The sequence below is a fragment of the Microbulbifer mixtoriginis (SeqCode) genome (genome assembly GCF_052467235.1).
This window is the reverse complement of sequence record NZ_CP174305.1, coordinates 1,198,776-1,217,199: the sequence shown is the minus strand read 5'-3', so window position 1 is coordinate 1,217,199 and position 18,424 is coordinate 1,198,776. Positions and strand designations below refer to the sequence as shown.

The 18,424-nt window shown below is 50.5% G+C and carries 16 protein-coding genes; 12 read left to right on the top strand and 4 right to left on the bottom strand.

What is annotated here, in order from left to right:
* Positions 1-3 precede the first annotated feature (3 nt).
* From rlmH to ACJJIO_RS05370, 10 genes are all read left to right on the top strand, one after another.
* Positions 4-480: a 23S rRNA (pseudouridine(1915)-N(3))-methyltransferase RlmH gene (rlmH, locus tag ACJJIO_RS05415; protein ID WP_444883939.1), complete on the top strand. Its 477-nt coding sequence runs from the start codon at positions 4-6 to the stop codon at positions 478-480.
* Positions 481-602: 122 nt separating this feature from the next.
* Positions 603-2,495 (top strand): penicillin-binding protein 2, encoded by a 1,893-nt coding sequence (gene mrdA, locus ACJJIO_RS05410; protein WP_252083123.1) that lies wholly within the window; start codon positions 603-605, stop codon positions 2,493-2,495.
* Positions 2,488-3,633: a rod shape-determining protein RodA gene (rodA, locus tag ACJJIO_RS05405; RefSeq protein ID WP_252083122.1), complete on the top strand. Its 1,146-nt coding sequence runs from the start codon at positions 2,488-2,490 to the stop codon at positions 3,631-3,633. The genes mrdA and rodA overlap by 8 nt, the downstream gene beginning before the upstream one ends.
* 43 nt (positions 3,634-3,676) lie before the next feature.
* A complete protein-coding gene (mltB, locus tag ACJJIO_RS05400) occupies positions 3,677-4,687 on the top strand; it encodes a lytic murein transglycosylase B (RefSeq protein WP_444910365.1) in 1,011 nt (336 codons plus the stop codon).
* A 148-nt stretch (positions 4,688-4,835) separates the two neighbouring features.
* A complete protein-coding gene (locus ACJJIO_RS05395; protein WP_444889549.1) occupies positions 4,836-5,702 on the top strand; it encodes a septal ring lytic transglycosylase RlpA family protein in 867 nt (288 codons plus the stop codon).
* A 362-nt stretch (positions 5,703-6,064) separates the two neighbouring features.
* Complete coding sequence (locus ACJJIO_RS05390; RefSeq protein WP_252083120.1) at positions 6,065-7,210, top strand: D-alanyl-D-alanine carboxypeptidase family protein; 1,146 nt, start codon at positions 6,065-6,067, stop codon at positions 7,208-7,210.
* A 176-nt stretch (positions 7,211-7,386) separates the two neighbouring features.
* The gene (locus tag ACJJIO_RS05385) at positions 7,387-7,668 is read left to right on the top strand and encodes an HP0495 family protein (RefSeq protein WP_444910364.1); all 282 of its coding nucleotides are present in this window, start codon (positions 7,387-7,389) and stop codon (positions 7,666-7,668) included.
* Positions 7,668-8,369: a lipoyl(octanoyl) transferase LipB gene (gene lipB / locus ACJJIO_RS05380; protein ID WP_444910363.1), complete on the top strand. Its 702-nt coding sequence runs from the start codon at positions 7,668-7,670 to the stop codon at positions 8,367-8,369. Before ACJJIO_RS05385 ends, lipB begins: the two co-directional genes overlap by 1 nt.
* Positions 8,362-9,345: a lipoyl synthase gene (lipA, locus tag ACJJIO_RS05375; RefSeq protein WP_444910362.1), complete on the top strand. Its 984-nt coding sequence runs from the start codon at positions 8,362-8,364 to the stop codon at positions 9,343-9,345. Before lipB ends, lipA begins: the two co-directional genes overlap by 8 nt.
* An 815-nt stretch (positions 9,346-10,160) precedes the next feature.
* On the top strand, positions 10,161-11,870 hold the full coding sequence (locus ACJJIO_RS05370; protein WP_444910361.1) for an AMP-binding protein: 1,710 nt from the start codon (positions 10,161-10,163) through the stop codon (positions 11,868-11,870).
* Positions 11,871-11,958: 88 nt separating this feature from the next.
* On the opposite strand, the gene ACJJIO_RS05365 is transcribed toward ACJJIO_RS05370, so the two are convergent.
* On the bottom strand, positions 11,959-12,249 hold the full coding sequence (locus tag ACJJIO_RS05365) for a DUF1540 domain-containing protein (RefSeq protein WP_252083115.1): 291 nt from the start codon (positions 12,247-12,249) through the stop codon (positions 11,959-11,961).
* 611 nt (positions 12,250-12,860) lie between these two features.
* Between ACJJIO_RS05365 and ACJJIO_RS05360 the strand changes: the two genes are divergently transcribed.
* The gene (locus ACJJIO_RS05360) at positions 12,861-13,379 is read left to right on the top strand and encodes a hypothetical protein (protein ID WP_444910360.1); all 519 of its coding nucleotides are present in this window, start codon (positions 12,861-12,863) and stop codon (positions 13,377-13,379) included.
* Positions 13,380-13,506: 127 nt separating this feature from the next.
* Here ACJJIO_RS05360 and ACJJIO_RS05355 read toward each other — a convergent pair whose 3' ends face one another.
* Both ACJJIO_RS05355 and ACJJIO_RS05350 read right to left on the bottom strand, forming a co-directional pair.
* Positions 13,507-14,028: a GNAT family N-acetyltransferase gene (locus tag ACJJIO_RS05355; RefSeq protein ID WP_444910359.1), complete on the bottom strand. Its 522-nt coding sequence runs from the start codon at positions 14,026-14,028 to the stop codon at positions 13,507-13,509.
* 134 nt (positions 14,029-14,162) lie between these two features.
* Positions 14,163-16,520, bottom strand: a complete 2,358-nt coding sequence (locus tag ACJJIO_RS05350) for an autotransporter outer membrane beta-barrel domain-containing protein (RefSeq protein ID WP_444910358.1) — start codon at positions 16,518-16,520, stop codon at positions 14,163-14,165.
* A 434-nt stretch (positions 16,521-16,954) separates the two neighbouring features.
* On the opposite strand from ACJJIO_RS05350, the gene arfB reads away from it, so the two are divergent.
* The gene (arfB, locus tag ACJJIO_RS05345; RefSeq protein WP_444883946.1) at positions 16,955-17,362 is read left to right on the top strand and encodes an alternative ribosome rescue aminoacyl-tRNA hydrolase ArfB; all 408 of its coding nucleotides are present in this window, start codon (positions 16,955-16,957) and stop codon (positions 17,360-17,362) included.
* 316 nt (positions 17,363-17,678) lie between these two features.
* Here arfB and ACJJIO_RS05340 read toward each other — a convergent pair whose 3' ends face one another.
* Positions 17,679-18,308, bottom strand: a complete 630-nt coding sequence (locus ACJJIO_RS05340; RefSeq protein ID WP_444910357.1) for a DUF2799 domain-containing protein — start codon at positions 18,306-18,308, stop codon at positions 17,679-17,681.
* Positions 18,309-18,424 lie beyond the last annotated feature (116 nt).

Here is an 18,424-nt window from a genome sequence, read left to right as displayed (position 1 = left end):
TAAGTGAAGATTCGCATCCTCGCCGCCGGAGGCAAAATGCCGGCATGGGTCCAGGAGGGTTATGCCGAATACGCCAAGCGTCTGCCCCGTGAAATTGCTCTGGAAATGGTGGAGATCCCCCTGGGGCAGCGGGGCCAGAAAAGCTCTGCGGCACTGATTGATAAAGCGCGCAAGAAAGAGGGCGAGGCCATGCTCGCTGCTCTCGGCCCGCGCGATCATGTGGTGGCGCTGGATGTTAAGGGCAAGCCTTGGAGTACAGAGCAATTGTCCGACCAGCTGCGCGACTGGCAGCTGCTGGGGGAAAATGTCAGCCTGTTGATTGGCGGCCCAGACGGGCTTTCGCAGGACTGCCTGAGCCGGGCGCGTCAGCGCTGGTCTCTGTCACCTTTGACCCTGCCGCACCCTCTGGTACGTGTGGTTTTGGCCGAGCAAATTTATCGCGCCTGGACCCTGCTTGCCGGCCACCCTTATCACAAATAAGACATTTGCGACCAAGTGCGGAGAGATTTGCCAACTGGAATTCTCTCTCCGTGCGTTCGCTGTGGTAATGTAGTCCGAATTAGTTTTTTCCCGCGCCAGTCATAATCGTTTAAAAAACGCCAATGCCCCACGATCATCACCTCAAGGACCCCCACACGGAGCAGCGACTGTTTCGCAACCGCATGTTGGTGGCCATTGTTGGTGTCATCGCGTTGCTAGGGGTTTTGATTGCGCGTTTTTATAATTTGCAGGTGGTAGATTACGATGACTACCGCACCCAATCCGATGATAACCGTATTCAGGTACGCCCCGTCGCTCCAACTCGCGGGCTGATTTACGATCGCAACGGTATATTGCTCGCGGATAACCGCGCCAGTTATAACCTTTCTATTGTGCGTGAACGGGTGAAAGACCTGGACGCAACCCTCGAACTGGTCGGCCATCTGGTCCGTCTGGGTGACGGCGATGTGGCCAAATTTCGCAAACGCTTGCGTCGCCGCCGTCCATTTGAACCGGTGCCTCTGAGGTTTCGTCTGAGTGAGGAGGAAATCGCACGGATTAGCGTGAACCAGTTTCGCATGCCCGGAGTTTCCGTGGAGGCTGAGTTGGTGCGCTACTACGCCCTGGGAGACCTGTTTGCCCACAGTGTTGGTTACGTGGGGCGTATCAGTGATCGCGACCTGAGTAATTTCACTAAAGAGGACGTGCGCCTCTATCGCGGTACCCGCAGTATCGGCAAGGTGGGACTGGAGCGCTCCTATGAGAAAACCCTGCTCGGCGAAGTAGGTTATGAAAATGTGGAGATCAATGCACGCGGGCGAGTATTGAGGGTGTTGGAGCGCCAGGACCCCAAGCCCGGTGCTGACCTTACCCTGCATCTGGATGCGCACCTGCAACAGGTGGCCTCGGATGCCCTGGGCGATCGCCGCGGTGCAGTTGTCGCCATCGATGTGAACACCGGCGGGGTGCTGGCCTTCGTCAGCAAGCCCTCCTTCGACCCCAACCTGTTTGTAACCGGAATCAGCTTTGCTGATTATCGCGCCCTGAGTGATTCCCTCGATGTGCCGCTGTTTAACCGTGCGGTACAGGGCCAATACCCGCCTGGTTCGACCCTGAAGCCGCTGATGGGGTTAGGCGGGCTCGAGGCCGGACTGATCACCCGTGAAACCAAAATTAAGGATCCGGGATTCTATAAGCTGCCAAATGATCCACGTCTATACCGCGACCATGTGCGCTGGGGCCATGGAGAAAAGGTGGATCTGATTCAGGCTATGGCGCAGAGCTGCGACGTCTATTTCTGGGATATGGCTCACCGCTGGGATATTGATGGCATGCACGATATGGCCGCTCACTTCGGCCTGGGTTCCAAGACCGGCATCGATCTGCCGATGGAACGCTCCGGCCTCTTCCCCTCGCGGGATTGGAAGCGCGGTGCGCGGGGTATGCCCTGGTTCCCTGGCGATAGTCTGAACGCCGTGCTGGGGCAAGGGTTCGTCCTGGCGACGCCCCTACAGCTGGCGGTGATGACCGCTACCATTGCCAATCGCGGTACCCACTATCGCCCGCAAATGGTGAAAACCATCAACGGGGTCGAACAGCCGGCGGAAATTCTGCATAACCTGGAGGCGCACCCTGATAATTGGGACCTGGTGTTCGAGGGCATGGAGGCGGTGGTCAATCGCAGCTATGGCACGGGCAAACGCGCGGGTAAAGACCTGAACTTCCGTGTCGCTGGAAAATCCGGCACCGCCCAGGTGGTAGGTATAGCCCAGGGCGCCCGTTACGACTCAGAGGCTCTGCAGGAGCGCCACCGCGATCACGCCCTGTTTGTCGCCTTTGCTCCTGTGGATAAACCGCGTATTGCTGTAGCGGTCTTGGTCGAGAATGGTGAAGCCGGTGGCGGCGTGGCGGCGCCGGTGGCGCGGGAATTATTTGCCGAGTGGGTGCCACGACCAGACACCCAAGAGAATACGGCGCAGAAAACCAGATTGAGCAAAGGGGTGGATAATGGCTAGCCGCGATTTTTCTCACCGGCTGTCCGATGCTCACGGCAGTCTCCGAAAGCCGGTGAGTCTGGCGAGACGCCTACACATTGATGTGCCACTGCTGGTGCTTTTATTGGTGCTTGCCTCTGTGGGGCTGGGGGTGCTCTACAGTGCTTCTGGCGGCGATATGAACTACGTGCGGCGCCAGTCTATATTTATGTGCCTGGCGTTCACCGGCATGTTTATTGTCGCGCAGATTCCGTTGGATTTTTATCGGCGCTGGTCTCCCTGGGCCTATCTGGGCGGCTGCGCTCTGCTGGTGGGGGTGTTGCTCTTTGGCACCGGTGCCAAGGGCGCCCAACGTTGGCTGGAGATTGCCGGCTTCCGCTTTCAGCCTTCGGAGGTGATGAAGTTGGGAGTGCCGATGATGGTGGCGGCTTTCCTGCACCAGCGCGCCCAGCCCCCGTCCCTTGTGACTGTCATTGGGGCTCTGGCCATCGTGGCGGTTCCAGCTGCTTTAATTGTGCGCCAGCCAGATTTAGGGACCTCTATCCTGATCGCCGCTTCCGGCCTGTTCGCGCTGTATTTGGCCGGGTTGAGCTGGAAGATGATCGGAGCGGCGGCCATGGGCTTGGTGGTTTCCGCTTGGCCAATCTGGCAGTGGGGGCTCAGGGACTACCAGCGCCAGCGTATCCTGACACTTCTGAATCCTCACGATGATCGCTTTGGTGCTGGCTGGAACATTTTCAATTCCAAAGCCGCCATAGGTTCCGGGGGGGTGTATGGCAAAGGCTATTTGCAGGGCACCCAGTCGCAGCTGGACTTTCTGCCGGAGAGCCATACCGACTTTATTATCGCGGTGTTGGCTGAGGAGTGGGGGATGCGCGGTGTCCTGTTACTGCTTTTACTCTATGTGCTGGTGATTGCTCGCGGCATCTATATTAGCTTTATGGCGCAACATCTATTTGGGCGCCTGCTGGCGGGGAGTATTACCCTCACTTTTTTTGTCTATGTGTTTGTAAACATTGGTATGGTTACGGGATTGTTGCCAGTGGTAGGGGTACCCTTGCCAATAATCAGTTACGGTGGAACCTCACTGATTACCTTAATGGCGGGATTCGGTATTCTCATGGCCGTAGGGACCGAGCGGCGCAGGGTACATTTTTGATGAACCAGCGGCGCAAATCAAAAACTGGATGTAGAGACGCGAGATGAAGACAGGAGCGGTGGTTTTGAAGTGGACCTCGGGACTATTGGTTGGTATGGGGCTAGCGCTGGCAGCTTGTGCGCAGGAGCCCGGCCACGGCGATAATGCCGACGCGCAAAAGTTCGTGGAATATATGGTGCAAGAGCATCAATTTGACCGCAACGAAATGCAGGAACTGATGCGCAATGCTAAGCGCAAGGACTCTATCCTCAAGGCGATCAAGCGCCCCGCAGAAAAAGCCAAGCCCTGGTATCAATACAAAAAGCTATTTTTAACTCCGCAAAGCATTGCCGGCGGTGTGGATTTTTGGGATAAGAATGCTGAGGCCCTGGCAGAAGCTGAGAAAAAGTATGGTGTCCCAGCTGAGGTTATTGTCGCGATCATCGGTGTTGAAACCCGCTACGGTGGCAATATGGGAGGCTACCGGGTACTGGATGCACTCTCCACCCTAGCCTTCAATTACCCGCGCCGCTCTGAGTTCTTTACCAAGGAGTTGGAAAACTACCTGCTTTTAACCCGTGATCAAGGTATGGACCCTCTCGCGCTGAAGGGCTCCTATGCCGGTGCCATGGGTTACGGCCAGTTTATGCCTTCAAGCTACCGCGCCTATGCGGTGGATTTCAGTGAAGATGGCAAGGTGGACATCTGGACCAATACAACCGATGCGATCGGCAGTGTGGCTAACTATCTGGCCAGGCACGGCTGGAAGCCCGGTGAGCCAACGACTGTATTAGCCAACCCGCGCCCCAATGCAGATATGACCATCGTCAACGATACCCTACAGCCCGAGTGGACAGTGGGTGAGCTGGCGGAAAAAGGTTTTAATGCTACCAGCCAAGTGGCACCTGAAATGCCCGCGATTGTTTTCTCTCTGCAGACTGAGCAGGGCAAGCAGTACTGGTTAGGCCTGAATAACTTCTCCACTATTACGGCTTACAACCGCAGCCGCCTCTACGCCATGGCAGTGAATGAACTTGCCCAGGAGATTGTTAAAGCGCGCGGCGGAAAGAGCTGAGTTGGAGATAAATAATTCCTGAGAATAATTGCCAAAGCCGGGAACTAATGGTGATGGTGGTAATCAATAATTTTCTGTTTTACTGAGCAGTTATAGATAACAGCGGCTTGGAGATGGCAGCCTGGGGTTGCCGCGCGCCGGGGGGATTATGTTTCAGCGCAATATACGGCGAGTGTTCCTACTCGCCGCTTTGTTTTTGGTCGCTTGTGGCGGCCCGCAAATTAAGCCGAATAAGCAGGGCGAGCAGGACTTCGATAGCCTTAAGGATAGCGGCCCAGCCAAACCGGTAAATATGCTCGCTACGCCGGAGCCCACACCCGTGCGGGAACCAATCGGACCGGCGGGCAATAAAAGCCCTTATAAAGTCAAAGGTGTAACCTATCACGTACGCCCTGCGGTTAAGGGCTACAAAGAGCAGGGTAAGGCCTCCTGGTATGGCACCAAATTTCATGGGCGACGCACTGCCAATGGCGAAATTTATAATATGTATGCCATGTCCGCCGCGCACAAAACCCTACCGCTACCCAGTTATGCCAAGGTAACCAACCTGGATAATGGGCGCAGTATTATTGTGCGCATTAACGACCGCGGCCCCTTTGTTCACGGCAGAATTATCGACCTGAGTTATACAGCAGCGCAAAAGTTGGACTATGTGAATCAGGGTGTTGCCCGTGTTGAGGTAGAAGCGCTGGACCCAAATACCCTGCCACCGGTGACGGAAACCCTATTGGCTGGCGATGTAACTGGCGGCCTGCCCCAGGATGCCAGTATCCGCCTGCCGGAAAATACCTTCCTGCAAGTGGGAGCCTATAGCAGCCCAGCCCAGGCCGAGAAAATTCGGGCTCGCTTGGCTGCAGCAATTGACTATCCTGTTTCTGTCAGTCCGGTTGAGCGCAGTGGCAAGCAATTTTATCGGGTGCGCATAGGCCCAATCTCCCAACAGCGGGCCCTGGCCAATGCACGGGAAACTGTGCAGAAGAATCAGCTGGGAGAGCCCCAGGTTGTGTATGAGTAAAACCCATCGGTAAAAGTGCGGCCCAAACGGTGAATACTCCAGTTTGTGGAGAAAGGTCACGGTTACCGGAGAACCGTAAAATCCTGACGATATTCTTTTCTCGAAATTGCTGAAAAACCCGTCATCAGCTGTGCCGGCAGCATAGGGGGGATAGCTAGTCGTCAGTGATCACCAATGGAATTGACGGTCATAGGAACGACCGTTCACAAAATACTGCGCAATGGCGTGAATTTTCTTGTATTTTGTCTTTATTACTGGCTCACGGCATAAGGTGATAAGCCTTCGCTGTGAAATAATCGCTTAAAATAAGTAATAGGTTAACAGCCAGCCAACGAACACGAGGATTAACGAGACTCTCACCTATGATCACACGGATTATCGCCTGCTCTTTTCTGTTGCTTTGTGCGGGCCTAGCCCAGGCGCAATCACTTATTCCAGCGCCGCCCCAGCTGGCGGCTACCTCCTACTTGCTTGTGGATGCCAATACCGGTCAGGTATTGGTGGAACACGAGGCTGATAAGGAGGTTCCTCCTGCCAGCCTTACAAAAATGATGACGGCCTACATTGTCTCGGAAGAGATGATCAAAGGCAGCATTAAAGAAGATGACAAGGTACGTATCTCTGAGAAAGCCTGGCGCAAGGGCGGCTCTAAGATGTTCGTTAAGGTTGGCGACCAGGTACCGATTATGGACCTGATGCGCGGCGTTATTATCCAGTCTGGTAATGATGCCAGTATCGCCCTGGCTGAGCATGTTTCAGGTAGTGAGGAGGTATTTGCTGAAGTGATGAACCAGCAAGCCGAACTGCTGGGGATGGAGAACACCAATTTTGTCAATGCTACTGGCTGGCCGGCTGAGGGGCATGTGACCACTGCCCGGGATTTGGGGGTTCTCGCACGTGCTCTGATTGCCAACCACCCGGAGCACTACGACATCTACTCCGAGAAGTATTTCAGTTATTCCGGTATCAACCAGCCCAACCGCAATCGCCTATTGTGGCGTGATTCCGCAGTAGACGGCATTAAAACAGGCCATACCGAAGAGGCTGGCTACTGTTTGGTGGCTTCTGCCATGAAGCGCGGTATGCGCCTGATAGCCATCGTGGTAGGCACCGATAGCGATGAAAAACGCGCTTCAGAGACCCAGAAGCTACTGGCTTATGGTTTCCGCTACTACCAGACCCACAAAGTATATGGGCAGGGCGAAGTACTGCAGACCGAGCGTGTCTGGGGTGGTAAAGAACCCAGTGTTGGCATAGCGGTTGAGAAGGATATTTTTGTAACTATCCCACGCGGTGGCGAAGAGGGTATCAAGGCCGACCTGATTGTGGATGGAGAGTTGGAAGCTCCCGTCGAGAAGGGTCAGTCTGTTGGTAAAGTTGTTGTGACTCTCGATGGCGAAACTGTCGCGGATGTTAAAGCGGTCGCCGCAGAAGAGGTAGACCGAGCCGGTTTCTTCAAGCGCATGTGGGATTCTATCAAGCGCTTTGTTATGGGCTTCTTCAATTAAATTTGCTCAGTTTTGACCAGCCAGGGGTGGCAATTTTGCTTCCCTGGCCGGCTCGCCCGGTTCCCTGACCAGTTCCTCTGTCATTCCCTGTCCACTGCCCTGCGCTCACTGTATAATCGCCGCCCGGCTGCACCTAAGCTTTTCTTAATGTCCTAAGGCCGGTCCCGGAGAGTGGTATGAGTCAAGATCCCAATCAGAAACCCCCGAAGATTGAATTCCCTTGCGAAGACTATATGGTCAAAGTGGTACGCGATGCCAATAAGGACGCGCATCAGTTCGTTCTGGAAGTTATGCGTCGCCATGCCCCCGGTTTGGATGAGGAGCGTATTACTCTGCGGGATAGTAGCAGTGGGAAGTTTACTTCCATGACCTTCTTTATCCTCGCTACAGGTGAGGACCAGCTCAAGGCCCTCTTTGAGGAGTTGAAAGTACATCCTGCGGTTCATATGGTGCTTTGATGACCATTGTCCGCAACCTAGCCCGGCGGGACTACGAGATCGTCTGGCGTGCCATGTCCCGATATACCGATCTTCGTGATGAAAGTAGCGCAGATGAAATTTGGTGTGTGGAGCATCAACCGGTATTTACCCAGGGGCAGGCCGGCAAGGCAGAGCATCTGTTGAATACCGGTGATATCCCAGTGGTGCAGGTGGACCGTGGTGGCCAGGTGACCTATCACGGCCCCGGCCAGCTTGTGGTTTATCCATTACTGGATTTACGTCGTGCCCAAATCGGCGTACGCGATCTGGTGACGGCCTTGGAAAAGGCTACGGTAGCAATGCTGGCAACCTTGGGTATTGCAGCTGCGCCCCGTGCTGATGCACCTGGGGTCTATCTGACGGAAGGGCCTCGCAGTGGCAATAAAATTGCTTCCATAGGCCTGCGTGTGCGCCGCGGCTGCAGCTTCCACGGTATTGCCATCAATATCGATATGGATTTGGCCCCTTTCCTCCGAATTAACCCCTGTGGATATGCCGGCATGCAAATGGTGCAGATGGCCGAGTTATTGCCACAGGTACCCTCCTGGGAACAGGTGGCGGAAATTTTTGTGTGCGAATTACTGCGTACCTTGGAGCTGCCCCCGGCAAAGTGGCAGCCACTTGAAGAACATGTATTGGCGCAACTGAGCGCGGAACAGCAGGAATTGAGTAATGGCTGATAAACCCGATCTGGTGCCGGTAAAGCGCACCCGCCGCCTTCAACAGGGGGAGAAACTGCGTGATGGTGACAAAGTAGAGCGTATCCCAGTCAAGGTTATTGCCAGTGATACTGTGCTGCGCAAACCCGACTGGATCCGGGTGAAAGTGCCAGCCTCAAAAGAAGTGGATCGCATCAAGAGTATCTTGCGCTCGCAAAAACTCTCCACCGTATGTGAAGAAGCCAGCTGTCCGAACCTGGGTGAGTGCTTTAGTGGCGGTACTGCCACTTTCATGATCATGGGGGAAATCTGTACCCGCCGCTGCCCCTTCTGCGATGTTGGCCACGGTAAGCCCAACCCTCTTGACCCGGAAGAGCCCAAGAATCTGGCGGAGGCCATTGCCGCTATGAGTCTGCGTTATGTGGTTATTACCTCGGTGGATAGGGATGACCTGCGCGATGGGGGTGCTCAGCATTTTGCCGAGTGTATCCGCGAAGCTCGTGAGCTCTCTCCGAACCTGCAAGTGGAAATCCTCACCCCCGACTTCCGCGGGCGCATGGATATTGCACTGGATATCCTTGAAAAGCAGGCACCGGATGTATTCAACCATAACCTGGAAACCGTACCGCGCCTTTATCGAGAGTCCCGCCCAGGTGCCAATTACCAGTGGTCTCTAAAGCTGCTGCAAGAGTACAAAAAGCGTCGCCCGGATGTACTCACCAAGTCTGGTTTGATGGTGGGCCTGGGTGAGGAAAAGGAAGAAATTTTCCAGGTAATGGACGATATGCGCGAGCATGATATCGATATGCTCACAATCGGTCAGTACCTGCAGCCGAGTAAAGAGCACCTGCCCGTGCAGCGCTATGTACACCCGGATGAGTTTGAGGAATATCGTCGTTATGCAGAGCAAATCGGTTTTAAGCATGCCGCTTGTGGTCCGCTGGTGCGTTCTTCATACCATGCAGATAAGCAGGCTCATGGTGAGACAGTAAGCTAAAAATAAGGAAATAAAAGAGGGGAGAGTTGGATGAGCTTTCCTCTTTTTTAAGATACTTTAATTGTAACTTTTATCTTCCTCATCCTTTATCCTCTCAACTCTGTTGCGCATAAAGTTCTTCGCAGCAGTGAGTTATTCAAAATAACTTTTAATTTAGTAAATGTTTTTCACTGGTTGAGTGTTTCTAGCGAAGCTTTAGTCAGAGTGAGCGATGGTTTGCTGATTCGATTAAAATTCCTGTTTTTATCTTTTAAAAAACGATACTGTTTAGCTCTTTTCATTTCTGGGAACACACATTTGCTTTGACAGTTTAGGCTGGAGAGTAATTAGATTTTTTAAAGTGTGAAAGTATAAGAATATAAGTATTCACAATTATTACTACCGTGATTATAGTTGGTACTGGCTAGTCATCTCTTGCGCCGTAAGCTTTTCTAAGTTTTTTCATTAACTCAAGCTTTTGCCTTTCCACAAAAAGTGCACCAGATACTGTCTTATTGCAATCTCATTGCAACGGACTGGGTAGTCTACACTCTTACTGAAATGGTACATCTATTCCTAGTGCTTAGTAATTGCACTAAGCGAGCATATTCAGTAACTTTAAGTTAAATAATAACGATAAGCTGACGTTGACCTATATATTTGTGACTGCACCTCTTAGAAAGCTGCTAGTCCGAGTGCACTAAAATGGTGATTTAGGTGCGCGGTCAATTGAATTGGCGATCTGGAATTTAAGTCGCTGCTAGTACCCAAGTGCAGGGTCTTACAGTGCTATCCAATATCAAACCATAATAAACACAATAATGAGAGAGAAAGCGATGACTCCAGAAGAGCGATACGAGAAGGTGAAGGGCCTGCAGCCATTGGAGCTTCTCTACAAGAGAGAGGCGGAAGAACCGGAAACGGTATTTCTTCGTCAGATGCAGCGCCGCGAGTGGCAGGATTACACCTGGCGTGAGGTAATGGATCGGGCCAGACGTATCGCGGGCTACCTGCGCAGCCGATTCGAACCAGGCGATCGAATTGCAATTCATGGTAAAAACTGTGCTGACTGGATCATTGTTGATGTAGGTATCATGCTTGCTGGTATGGTTAGTGTGCCTCTGTATCCTGGGCAATCTGCATCCTCTATGTCTTATGTTTTGCAGCACTCCGAGTCGAAATTGCTTTTTTGTGGAGCTACAGATAACAATGCCGCTCTTCAGGAAGTGGCGGACACTCTACCTTCGGTAGCGATTCAGCGCTGTGAAATACACTGCGATGAAGAGTTGGGAGCTGTTATCGCCTCTAATGAACGCTATGAGGAAAGTCCCGTTTTTAATGAGGATGACCTCTTCACCATTATGTACACCTCTGGCACTACCGGTAATCCCAAAGGCGTGATGCATACATGGTCGTCGGTAGTCTTTGTAGTACCCAATATGATTCGTGGTTATGGCTTTAATGAGAGCGACCGCGTGCTTTCCTATCTGCCTTTGGCCCATGCCGCAGAGCGAATCTTGGTGGAATTCCACTGTCTCTATTCAGGTACGCCGGTACATTTTCCGGAGTCCCTGGATACTTTCCTCGAAGACTTACAGCGCACCAAGCCAACTATGTTCTTCTCGGTTCCCAGATTGTGGACCAAGTTTAAGGAGGGAATTGACGAGAAGATTCCGCCTGCGTTGCAAAATGTACTGCTCAGAATTCCGGGCCTGAATAGTTGGTTAAAAAATAAGGTGCGTGCCGGGCTTGGACTGGATCAGGCACGAATGCTGGTAAGCGGTGCCTCACCAATTTCCATCGAGCTATTGCGCTGGTATGAGCGTATGGGGATGCAGATAGCTGATGGCTATGGGATGACGGAAAACTTTATCTATGGCTGTTTTGTGATGCCTGGTGAGGACCCAGTGCCTGGTACGGTGGGTAAACCTTACCACGGTTGCGAGGTGAAAATTTCTGATGAGGGTGAAATCCTTTTCAAGAGCGGCTCTCTGATGAAGGGGTATTACTTGGAGCCAGAGAAAACTGCAGAAGCCATTCGAGATGGTTATTACCATACCGGGGATTCTGGTTTTATCGATGAGAGGGGCTTGCTGCATATTACAGGTAGGATCTCTGAAACTTTTAAAACGAGTAAAGGAAAATTTATTCAGCCCAGCTTACTGGAGGGACACTTCGGTAATGAGACCCTTTTGGCACAACTTTGTGTGTTGGGGCATGGTATGGATCAACCTGTGATGTTGGCGACCCTATCGGAATCTGCGGAAAAGCTTCCTCGTGCTGAGGTCAATGAACAGTTGCGGCGTATACTGGAATCAGTTAATGAGCGTTTACCGCACCATGAACGTATCCGGGCAATTTTTATCTGTAAGGAGGAGTGGACTCCGTTAAATGAATTTCTGACTCCCACTCTAAAAATTAAACGCAAAGTGCTGGAATCCCATTATCAACCTCTCTTTAAGCAGCATGCGACTACTCAAGGGGTAGTTTGGGAGCCCCGGGATATCAAAGAGAAGTCTCAACCGGATTTACAAGCTGTAGATTAAGATCGTGTAGTGCCTTAAAAGAAAAAGCCCGATAGCGGATAGCTTTCGGGCTTTTTTATTGGGGAGGAACTTGCCAGCTGATCCAGGCTCAGTGGGTATAGCTTAGGCAATTTGTTGAGTTGCCATTGCGCCCAACCTCTATACGGTCCGCTGAACATTCGAAGTCATCGTTAAATTTACAGTCTTCCATTTTACAAGCGCCAACACCCGCGGTGCGGGAGCTGCGGGTGTGCCTGGAATTAGTGAAGAAAGTGTCGCAATCTGGGTCCGCGCCTTCACCTATAGTTATCGCCCTGGCGTGGCAGGCATCATTAGCATTATAGGCACACTGAGTTGCGGCACATTTGCTCACTTCAGGCATATCTGTCGCGATTATCATGGCTTTCTTCTCCTAGATTAATAAGTTGGAGACTAGCTTAGCGCCGTGGCATGTCAATAAAGAAACCATGATTTTTGTAAGGCATTAAAGCTTTATCATATTTGTCTTGAATTGATAGTGTAATTACTCAATGGAAATGATTTAAATAGATGATTATGATTCAAAAGTAGTTTTTTATATTCATTTTCGGAATTTCACGATTCTTGACCGTGTCGGCTATATCTTCAGATGCAATGTTTCTACAAAAAATACTATTTAATATTTTGGCCTGAATGCCAGCCCTAGATATTGACTAATCGAAAAGCTCAAAAGTAAAAATTTATTTTTTTAATTGTATTTTGATTGGATTTGTAGGAGCGATATCTGGTAAAGATTGGACTTGTCTCTGGTGATAAGCTACCAATCAACGCAGTTCATAACTTGGTTTGGAGTTCTGATATAAAGAGAAGGGACTTCTGGGTTCAAATGAAGAATAGCAATCTTGAAGTTTTACTGCTGTAGTCAATCAGTGTCATTACGTGTGATTACTGTCAGCATAAAATCTCTTGATTGGTATTGTTCTCATGCCTACTATCCGCCCCCTGTTCATGGTCTTTAGATTGAGGGGATAAATGAAAAAAATAGCTGTGCTGGTATTATCTGTCATATTTCTAGCCTCCTGTGGAGAAAACTCAACACCAGAGGATTTGGCAGAGGATCTTGTAGATGCGCTAACCTCCCAGGATCAGGAAGGCTACAACGATTTATTTATGACAGCGGAAGATCATGAAGGTTTGATTGAGTTGGCTCTAAATGCTGATATTCGTGAATCCAGTAAAAAAGGTTTTATGAAGCGAACCAATGAGTTGGTAGAGAAGATGCAGGGTGCAGATTATATACGTACCCAGAAAAGTAGAATTCAAACCGCTTACAAGAAAATCCTGTTGAAAAGTAAAAATCATTCCTTTGATTGGGATAAGGCTGATCTGGAGTCTATTGACTACTCTATCGAAACTAAGTTTGGCGTTGAGCGGGCAAAACTTGTTATTACGATGGAGTACATGGATATGAAATATAAAATCAATGCCCCCAGAATAATAAAAAGCCAAGATGGTTGGAAGCTGGACCTGATGCCAAGCTGGAGAGGCTAAGTTTAGGTCGCTGAGTCGGTGGTTGAAACTGTCGGCTCAGAAGAGGCACTCTATCCAGTCACTTTTTTACGAGTTGGTCATTATTGGTTGCAGTATTTTTGGATACCAAATGACTTCTGTTATTCTATTAAGCTTCCCATGCCATCAGGAGAAGCTCTTCTGTTTCCCCTGGTAAAACAATCTTTTTCTCTATTTGAAGCCCAATTTTATTCAGCAGCTTTATTGAGGGTGTGTTTTCGGGTAGTGTGATCGCGACAATTCGCTCTAAGTTTAATTGGTGTTGAGCATATTCCAGCACGGCTTGTGCTGCCTCTAACGCGTAGCCTCTGCCTCTATATTTTGCTAAGAAAGCGAAGCCAATATCTACATCATCAAGACAGTCCCGCTTGATTAAGCCGCATATACCAATGCCGATACCATTGCCAAGTTCAACTTTATAGAGACCAAAGTTGTACTTGCGGTACATGGCTATTGGCCCTTTTTTAATGTAATCACTAGCCTGCTCAAGAGTGCGCACTCCGCGATCGCCAATATATCTCACGAAGTCCTTATCATTGAGTAGGTTGAGCATCAGTTTCGCGTCACTTTCACAGAGCTCACTGATCACTAAATTAGGTGTTGTGATTTGAAACATACTGGTTTTTTTCACAATGAGGGTTGGCTTTGTATTGTGCCGGTAAGCTGTTTATATAGCGAGAAGGAGGCTCGGGAGGAACTTAATTGTTAGGAGAGGGAAGAGAGTCGCGCCCCCTGAGGGGCGCGAGTGTTAGCCCTATAGCTGGATTAGAAGCGGTAGGTAACATTGACCGATGCTTGCTCAGCCGCTGGGCGTGAGGTCACATTGGCACTTAAAGCGAGGGAGTCAGCCGCTTGCCAGCGAATACCAGCAATCAGGCCCATACCATCGTCGAAGAGGCCTTGGTCCACGCTGGAATAGCTGGGCATAGCGTTCATGTTACCAGCCATAGACTTAACACCTACCTCAAGGGTATCTGTGTCAGTACCGTTGGTATCTTCATACCAAACCTGCGCGTAGGCATTGATGGTGTTCCAGCTCTTATTGGCAAAAGCACCGAAGCGCAAGGTGTTGTAGTCACGCTCTTGGTCACCGTAATTCATGCCCAGGGGATCGTACTCATTACCCATGGAGTCGGTGTAAGTAAAGCCCTCGATGGCCTTTTCGGTATAGCCGTCAACTTCCATGGTCGCTCGGGTTACGCCGATGAAGGGCCCTAGCTGGAAGCTTGATTCGCTAAACAGGTTGGCACCAACCGTCAGGCTCAGGGTGGTATTTTCACCGGAGGTATCGCCTTCCAGCTCGGAAGCAAAATTATTGCCGAGGGTCAGGGCGCGGTTTGCCTGGTCGAAGTCTACATCGGTCAGGGTCATGCTACCTTCAACGAAGAATACATCGTGATGGAAGCGGCCAAACAAGCTGTAGTTGGTAGAGGTGGACTCGATATCGGAGCGGGCGTTATCCACATCGATATCGGAGCGGCTCACCGCGAAGCCCAGTTCCAGGTTGTCGCGCAGGGCGTAGGTCATACCGATCAGGTTGGCATTACTATCGCCACTCATATCGGCGGCAAAGCCGTTGTCGTAATCGATATCACCGAAAATGCCACCAGCAAATACTGCGGTTTGGGCCTGGCTATAGCGAACACCAGCCAGGTTTTCATCCAGGCTGTTAATGTGTGTGCGAGCAGCCTGAGCGCCGATGTCAGGCAGCTGACCGGCGACCTGGGCGGCATTCACAATAGCGGTGTAGTAGTCGGCAAGAACCTGCTGACCAACTTGGGTGGGATGAACGGTATCGTTGAAGATCAGCTTGGAAGCGTCTGGAGCTGATCCGTCAATGCTGTATATATCGTGCCCAACGCAGTCCCCGCTTCTGTCATCGTAGCAATATCGGCTCTGGTCAAGACCTGTAGCCAAGTTAAGTTTTCCAGCATTTTCCAGAGCGACCTTGAGTAGGCCGGCCTGATCTATCATCAGCACACCATCGATATCTTTGGCTTGAGCTAGCAAGTTGGCGTTGAAGGCCTCAGAGGCTTTGCTGGCTTCAATTAGTAACTCATCAATGGCGCCAGGTAATGTCGCACTGGCCTCTTCTGGCGTGATCTGACCTGCATCTACGGCTTTAGCTAGATCTGCGCTAACTTTTTGATAAGCGGCAGCGTATACAGCTGGAGTCTTGCTGATATCCGGCACATTGGATACCAGAATATAGTTTGCCCCTGCGTTAGATAAGGCGCCGGCAGCGCTCGCGAGCATCACGGATGCCAGACCTGCATTCGCAGTGGCTTCCTCAATGCTCATTTCACCTTTGGCAACACTTTCAAAGCCGCTCAGCAAGTCATTACCGCCACCATTCACCCAATAAAGGGCGTTGGCGTCGGCAGTTCCAAGAGTGGTTTCCAGGTAACCCCTACCCAAAGGGTGTGGGTTGCCAGAAGTACCTAATTGTTCTAGAGCTTGATCAGCCTCGCCTTTAGCAGCCAATGCTTGCTGTTGATACCCAGCTGCTGCGGCTAAATCACCTTGTGCCTTAGCAGCCTCCGCCATAGCGGCGTAGGTTCCAGCTTCGGTTAACTTCTGTTTTAGCAAGCCGGCCAATTGTTGGTCTGGGTAGGCTGGTTTTCCATCGGCACCCACTTTTGGCATAAAAGCGCTAAGAAGGTTGTGTCGATTGACGTCAGCGTCTAAGCCATTAGCTTGAAGGAAAGCCATGTAGTTTTCTGTGCCGATAATATTCATCAGCACGTCAGCAGCTTTGTGGCCACCAACAGCCCATACAGACCCTGCTTCGTTGACTCCGTTAAAAACCTGCCGCGAAACATCTGCTTCAAGCTTGGCGGGGTCAGTCATCAATGCAGGGTCAATACTGGGTAGGCAGAGAGAAGATTGCATACCAGCACAAGATGCTGTTAAAGAGCCCAGGCCAAGATTCTGGGACATGACATTGATAGCGATATCATTTGCATCGCCACCATTAGTGAATACATCGTAGTTGCCTACGTCGGTGAGGCTGTCACCAAAAGCAATAACCTGGCTGAAGGCCGATTCTTCTGCAATTGCAGAAACGCTGGTAAGGGATGCAAGTGCAATAGCCGCCGCAAGGCTGCGCTTGGCGTTAGGCATGGTTTTCTCCTAGTCGCGGTAATGGCACACCCGCGGAGACATCGGGAGGAGTCCAGAGGAAACAACTGGGCGTGCATCTTTATTGTTTTTTTGTTCCTGTACCTCAAGGAAGCTTGGCAATACTAGCGGATTTGACCCAGACAATAAAATAAGTCACGGGTTAAGTGGCTGGCTGCTTGGTCATCCCAAAATTGGGGGCCTTGAGGCACGCACAAAGTGGCGCAATAGTACTGAATGATTCTTTTTAGGTAAATGCGCTATGGCTTTTTAATCGTTCGATTCATGGTGCGTCTGATTAATGGGAAGGGCAAGTGTTTTTCTAAGAATGAGGGGTACCAGGGTACCGAAAGGAGAGTGTCCTAAAGAGTGATGAATTTCAGTAAAATATAAGTTCTCACCCTGATGGTCATCGAGTTGGTTTTGGATTTGAAATTATGTTAAGTGCCCGTTTAAAGATTAACCTGGCTGATGTACAGTTCAGCGCTGTCCGCGCCCAGGGGGCGGGTGGTCAGAATGTAAATAAAGTCTCTAGTGCAATTCACCTAAGGTTTGATATTAGAAGCTCCTCTCTGCCTGAGGCGGTTAAGTCCCGGCTACTACAATTACGTGATCAGAGAGTTTCAGCTGATGGTATTGTGGTTATTAAGGCGCAGCGCTTTCGGACCCAGGAGAAAAATCGGGCAGATGCTTTGGAACGTTTACAGCAATTGGTCGAGCAGGTATCCAGGGTGGATAAGCCGCGTATAGCGACGAAACCCAGTCGAGGCTCAAAGGAGCGGCGCCTGAAAAATAAAAATCGCCGCTCTCAAGTAAAGGCGATGCGGGGAAAAATTAGGGACTAAGTAAGCAATTTCTTTAGTCTTTTTTTATAATGACTGTTTTTATAGAAGCTAAATAGACAGGACCCAGAGAATTTAGTGTTAGCTGGATACGGTTAGAGTTTTGTTTCAGCTGTTTATTTTAGAACAAAAATAAAATAAAACTATACTGCCAGTAAATTATATTGGACTCTGCATTAGAAACTTATTTAAAGGCGGAAGATAATAACTCCTTACAGATAAGGCTATTTGAAGAGTGGCGTTAATAACTAATTTTTCCATGCTCCAGGTCGTTTAATGAACAGTTTCTCTTCTCCTCCGCCTGGGTTTACCCTGTTACTTATTGTGGGTAGGGAGATATAGCCAATAAATCCTGATATTCCAATTGTCTTTGTGTCAGCTCGAATAGTAGGTCGTCAATCTCTAGTCCCAGCTCTGTATGGCGCACCTTAAGACGTGCGATGTCGGCCAACAGGGTAACCCGCTCTTCGCGTGTCGCTTCATCTTCAACCAGTTGGGCACCTATTTCAGTCATGTCATCTAGGAGGTGCTCACGTTCCAGCTCCCGATCATGAATAGCCGCTTCAATTTCTTCAACTGCAGTTTTGGCAATGAAAAGATTCCGGCCGGTTTCATAGCCTTTCAGAAAGAGCCCTTCAAGGCCCGCGGGACAAACGCCGGCGTAGTTTTCCCCTGAACGCCCTTCAGAAAAGCCGCGTAGCTCTGTACAAAAAAGTTCTAACCCCTCATCCCGCCCGTTGCGGTAGGAACTGGTATTGAGCTGAACGCCATACTTTGCACAGGACTCCCGTCGTTTGCCCATGTAACTCAATCCTCTTCCTTCGGCGCCGTCTTCATAACCCAGTGCCTGCCAGTCGGCTACTTGGCATTCATCTTTGCTCATGGTGGCGCAACCGGTGCTTAAGAGCGTGATGGCGACCAAAGAAAGGGTTCCAAATCTTAGCTTCACTGCTGTTTCCTATGATCGGGATAAAAGGGCAACTTACCTGAGCCAACCTGACTGTAAGCTGAAGAGAATGGGTCAAAGGCTCATAAACCTTGTGCGATACCAAAGTGTCTCTGCAC

Bases quoted from the DNA above. Each gene is read 5' to 3' on its own strand.
- mrdA (WP_252083123.1), top strand. From the start codon at position 603: ATGCCCCACGATCATCACCTCAAGGACCCCCACACGGAGCAGCGACTG.
- rodA (WP_252083122.1), top strand. From the start codon at position 2,488: ATGGCTAGCCGCGATTTTTCTCACCGGCTGTCCGATGCTCACGGCAGT.
- mltB (WP_444910365.1), top strand. From the start codon at position 3,677: ATGAAGACAGGAGCGGTGGTTTTGAAGTGGACCTCGGGACTATTGGTT.
- ACJJIO_RS05395 (WP_444889549.1), top strand. From the start codon at position 4,836: ATGTTTCAGCGCAATATACGGCGAGTGTTCCTACTCGCCGCTTTGTTT.
- ACJJIO_RS05390 (WP_252083120.1), top strand. From the start codon at position 6,065: ATGATCACACGGATTATCGCCTGCTCTTTTCTGTTGCTTTGTGCGGGC.
- ACJJIO_RS05385 (WP_444910364.1), top strand. From the start codon at position 7,387: ATGAGTCAAGATCCCAATCAGAAACCCCCGAAGATTGAATTCCCTTGC.
- lipB (WP_444910363.1), top strand. From the start codon at position 7,668: ATGACCATTGTCCGCAACCTAGCCCGGCGGGACTACGAGATCGTCTGG.
- lipA (WP_444910362.1), top strand. From the start codon at position 8,362: ATGGCTGATAAACCCGATCTGGTGCCGGTAAAGCGCACCCGCCGCCTT.
- ACJJIO_RS05370 (WP_444910361.1), top strand. From the start codon at position 10,161: ATGACTCCAGAAGAGCGATACGAGAAGGTGAAGGGCCTGCAGCCATTG.
- ACJJIO_RS05365 (WP_252083115.1), bottom strand. From the start codon at position 12,249: ATGATAATCGCGACAGATATGCCTGAAGTGAGCAAATGTGCCGCAACT.
- ACJJIO_RS05360 (WP_444910360.1), top strand. From the start codon at position 12,861: ATGAAAAAAATAGCTGTGCTGGTATTATCTGTCATATTTCTAGCCTCC.
- ACJJIO_RS05350 (WP_444910358.1), bottom strand. From the start codon at position 16,520: ATGCCTAACGCCAAGCGCAGCCTTGCGGCGGCTATTGCACTTGCATCC.
- arfB (WP_444883946.1), top strand. From the start codon at position 16,955: ATGTTAAGTGCCCGTTTAAAGATTAACCTGGCTGATGTACAGTTCAGC.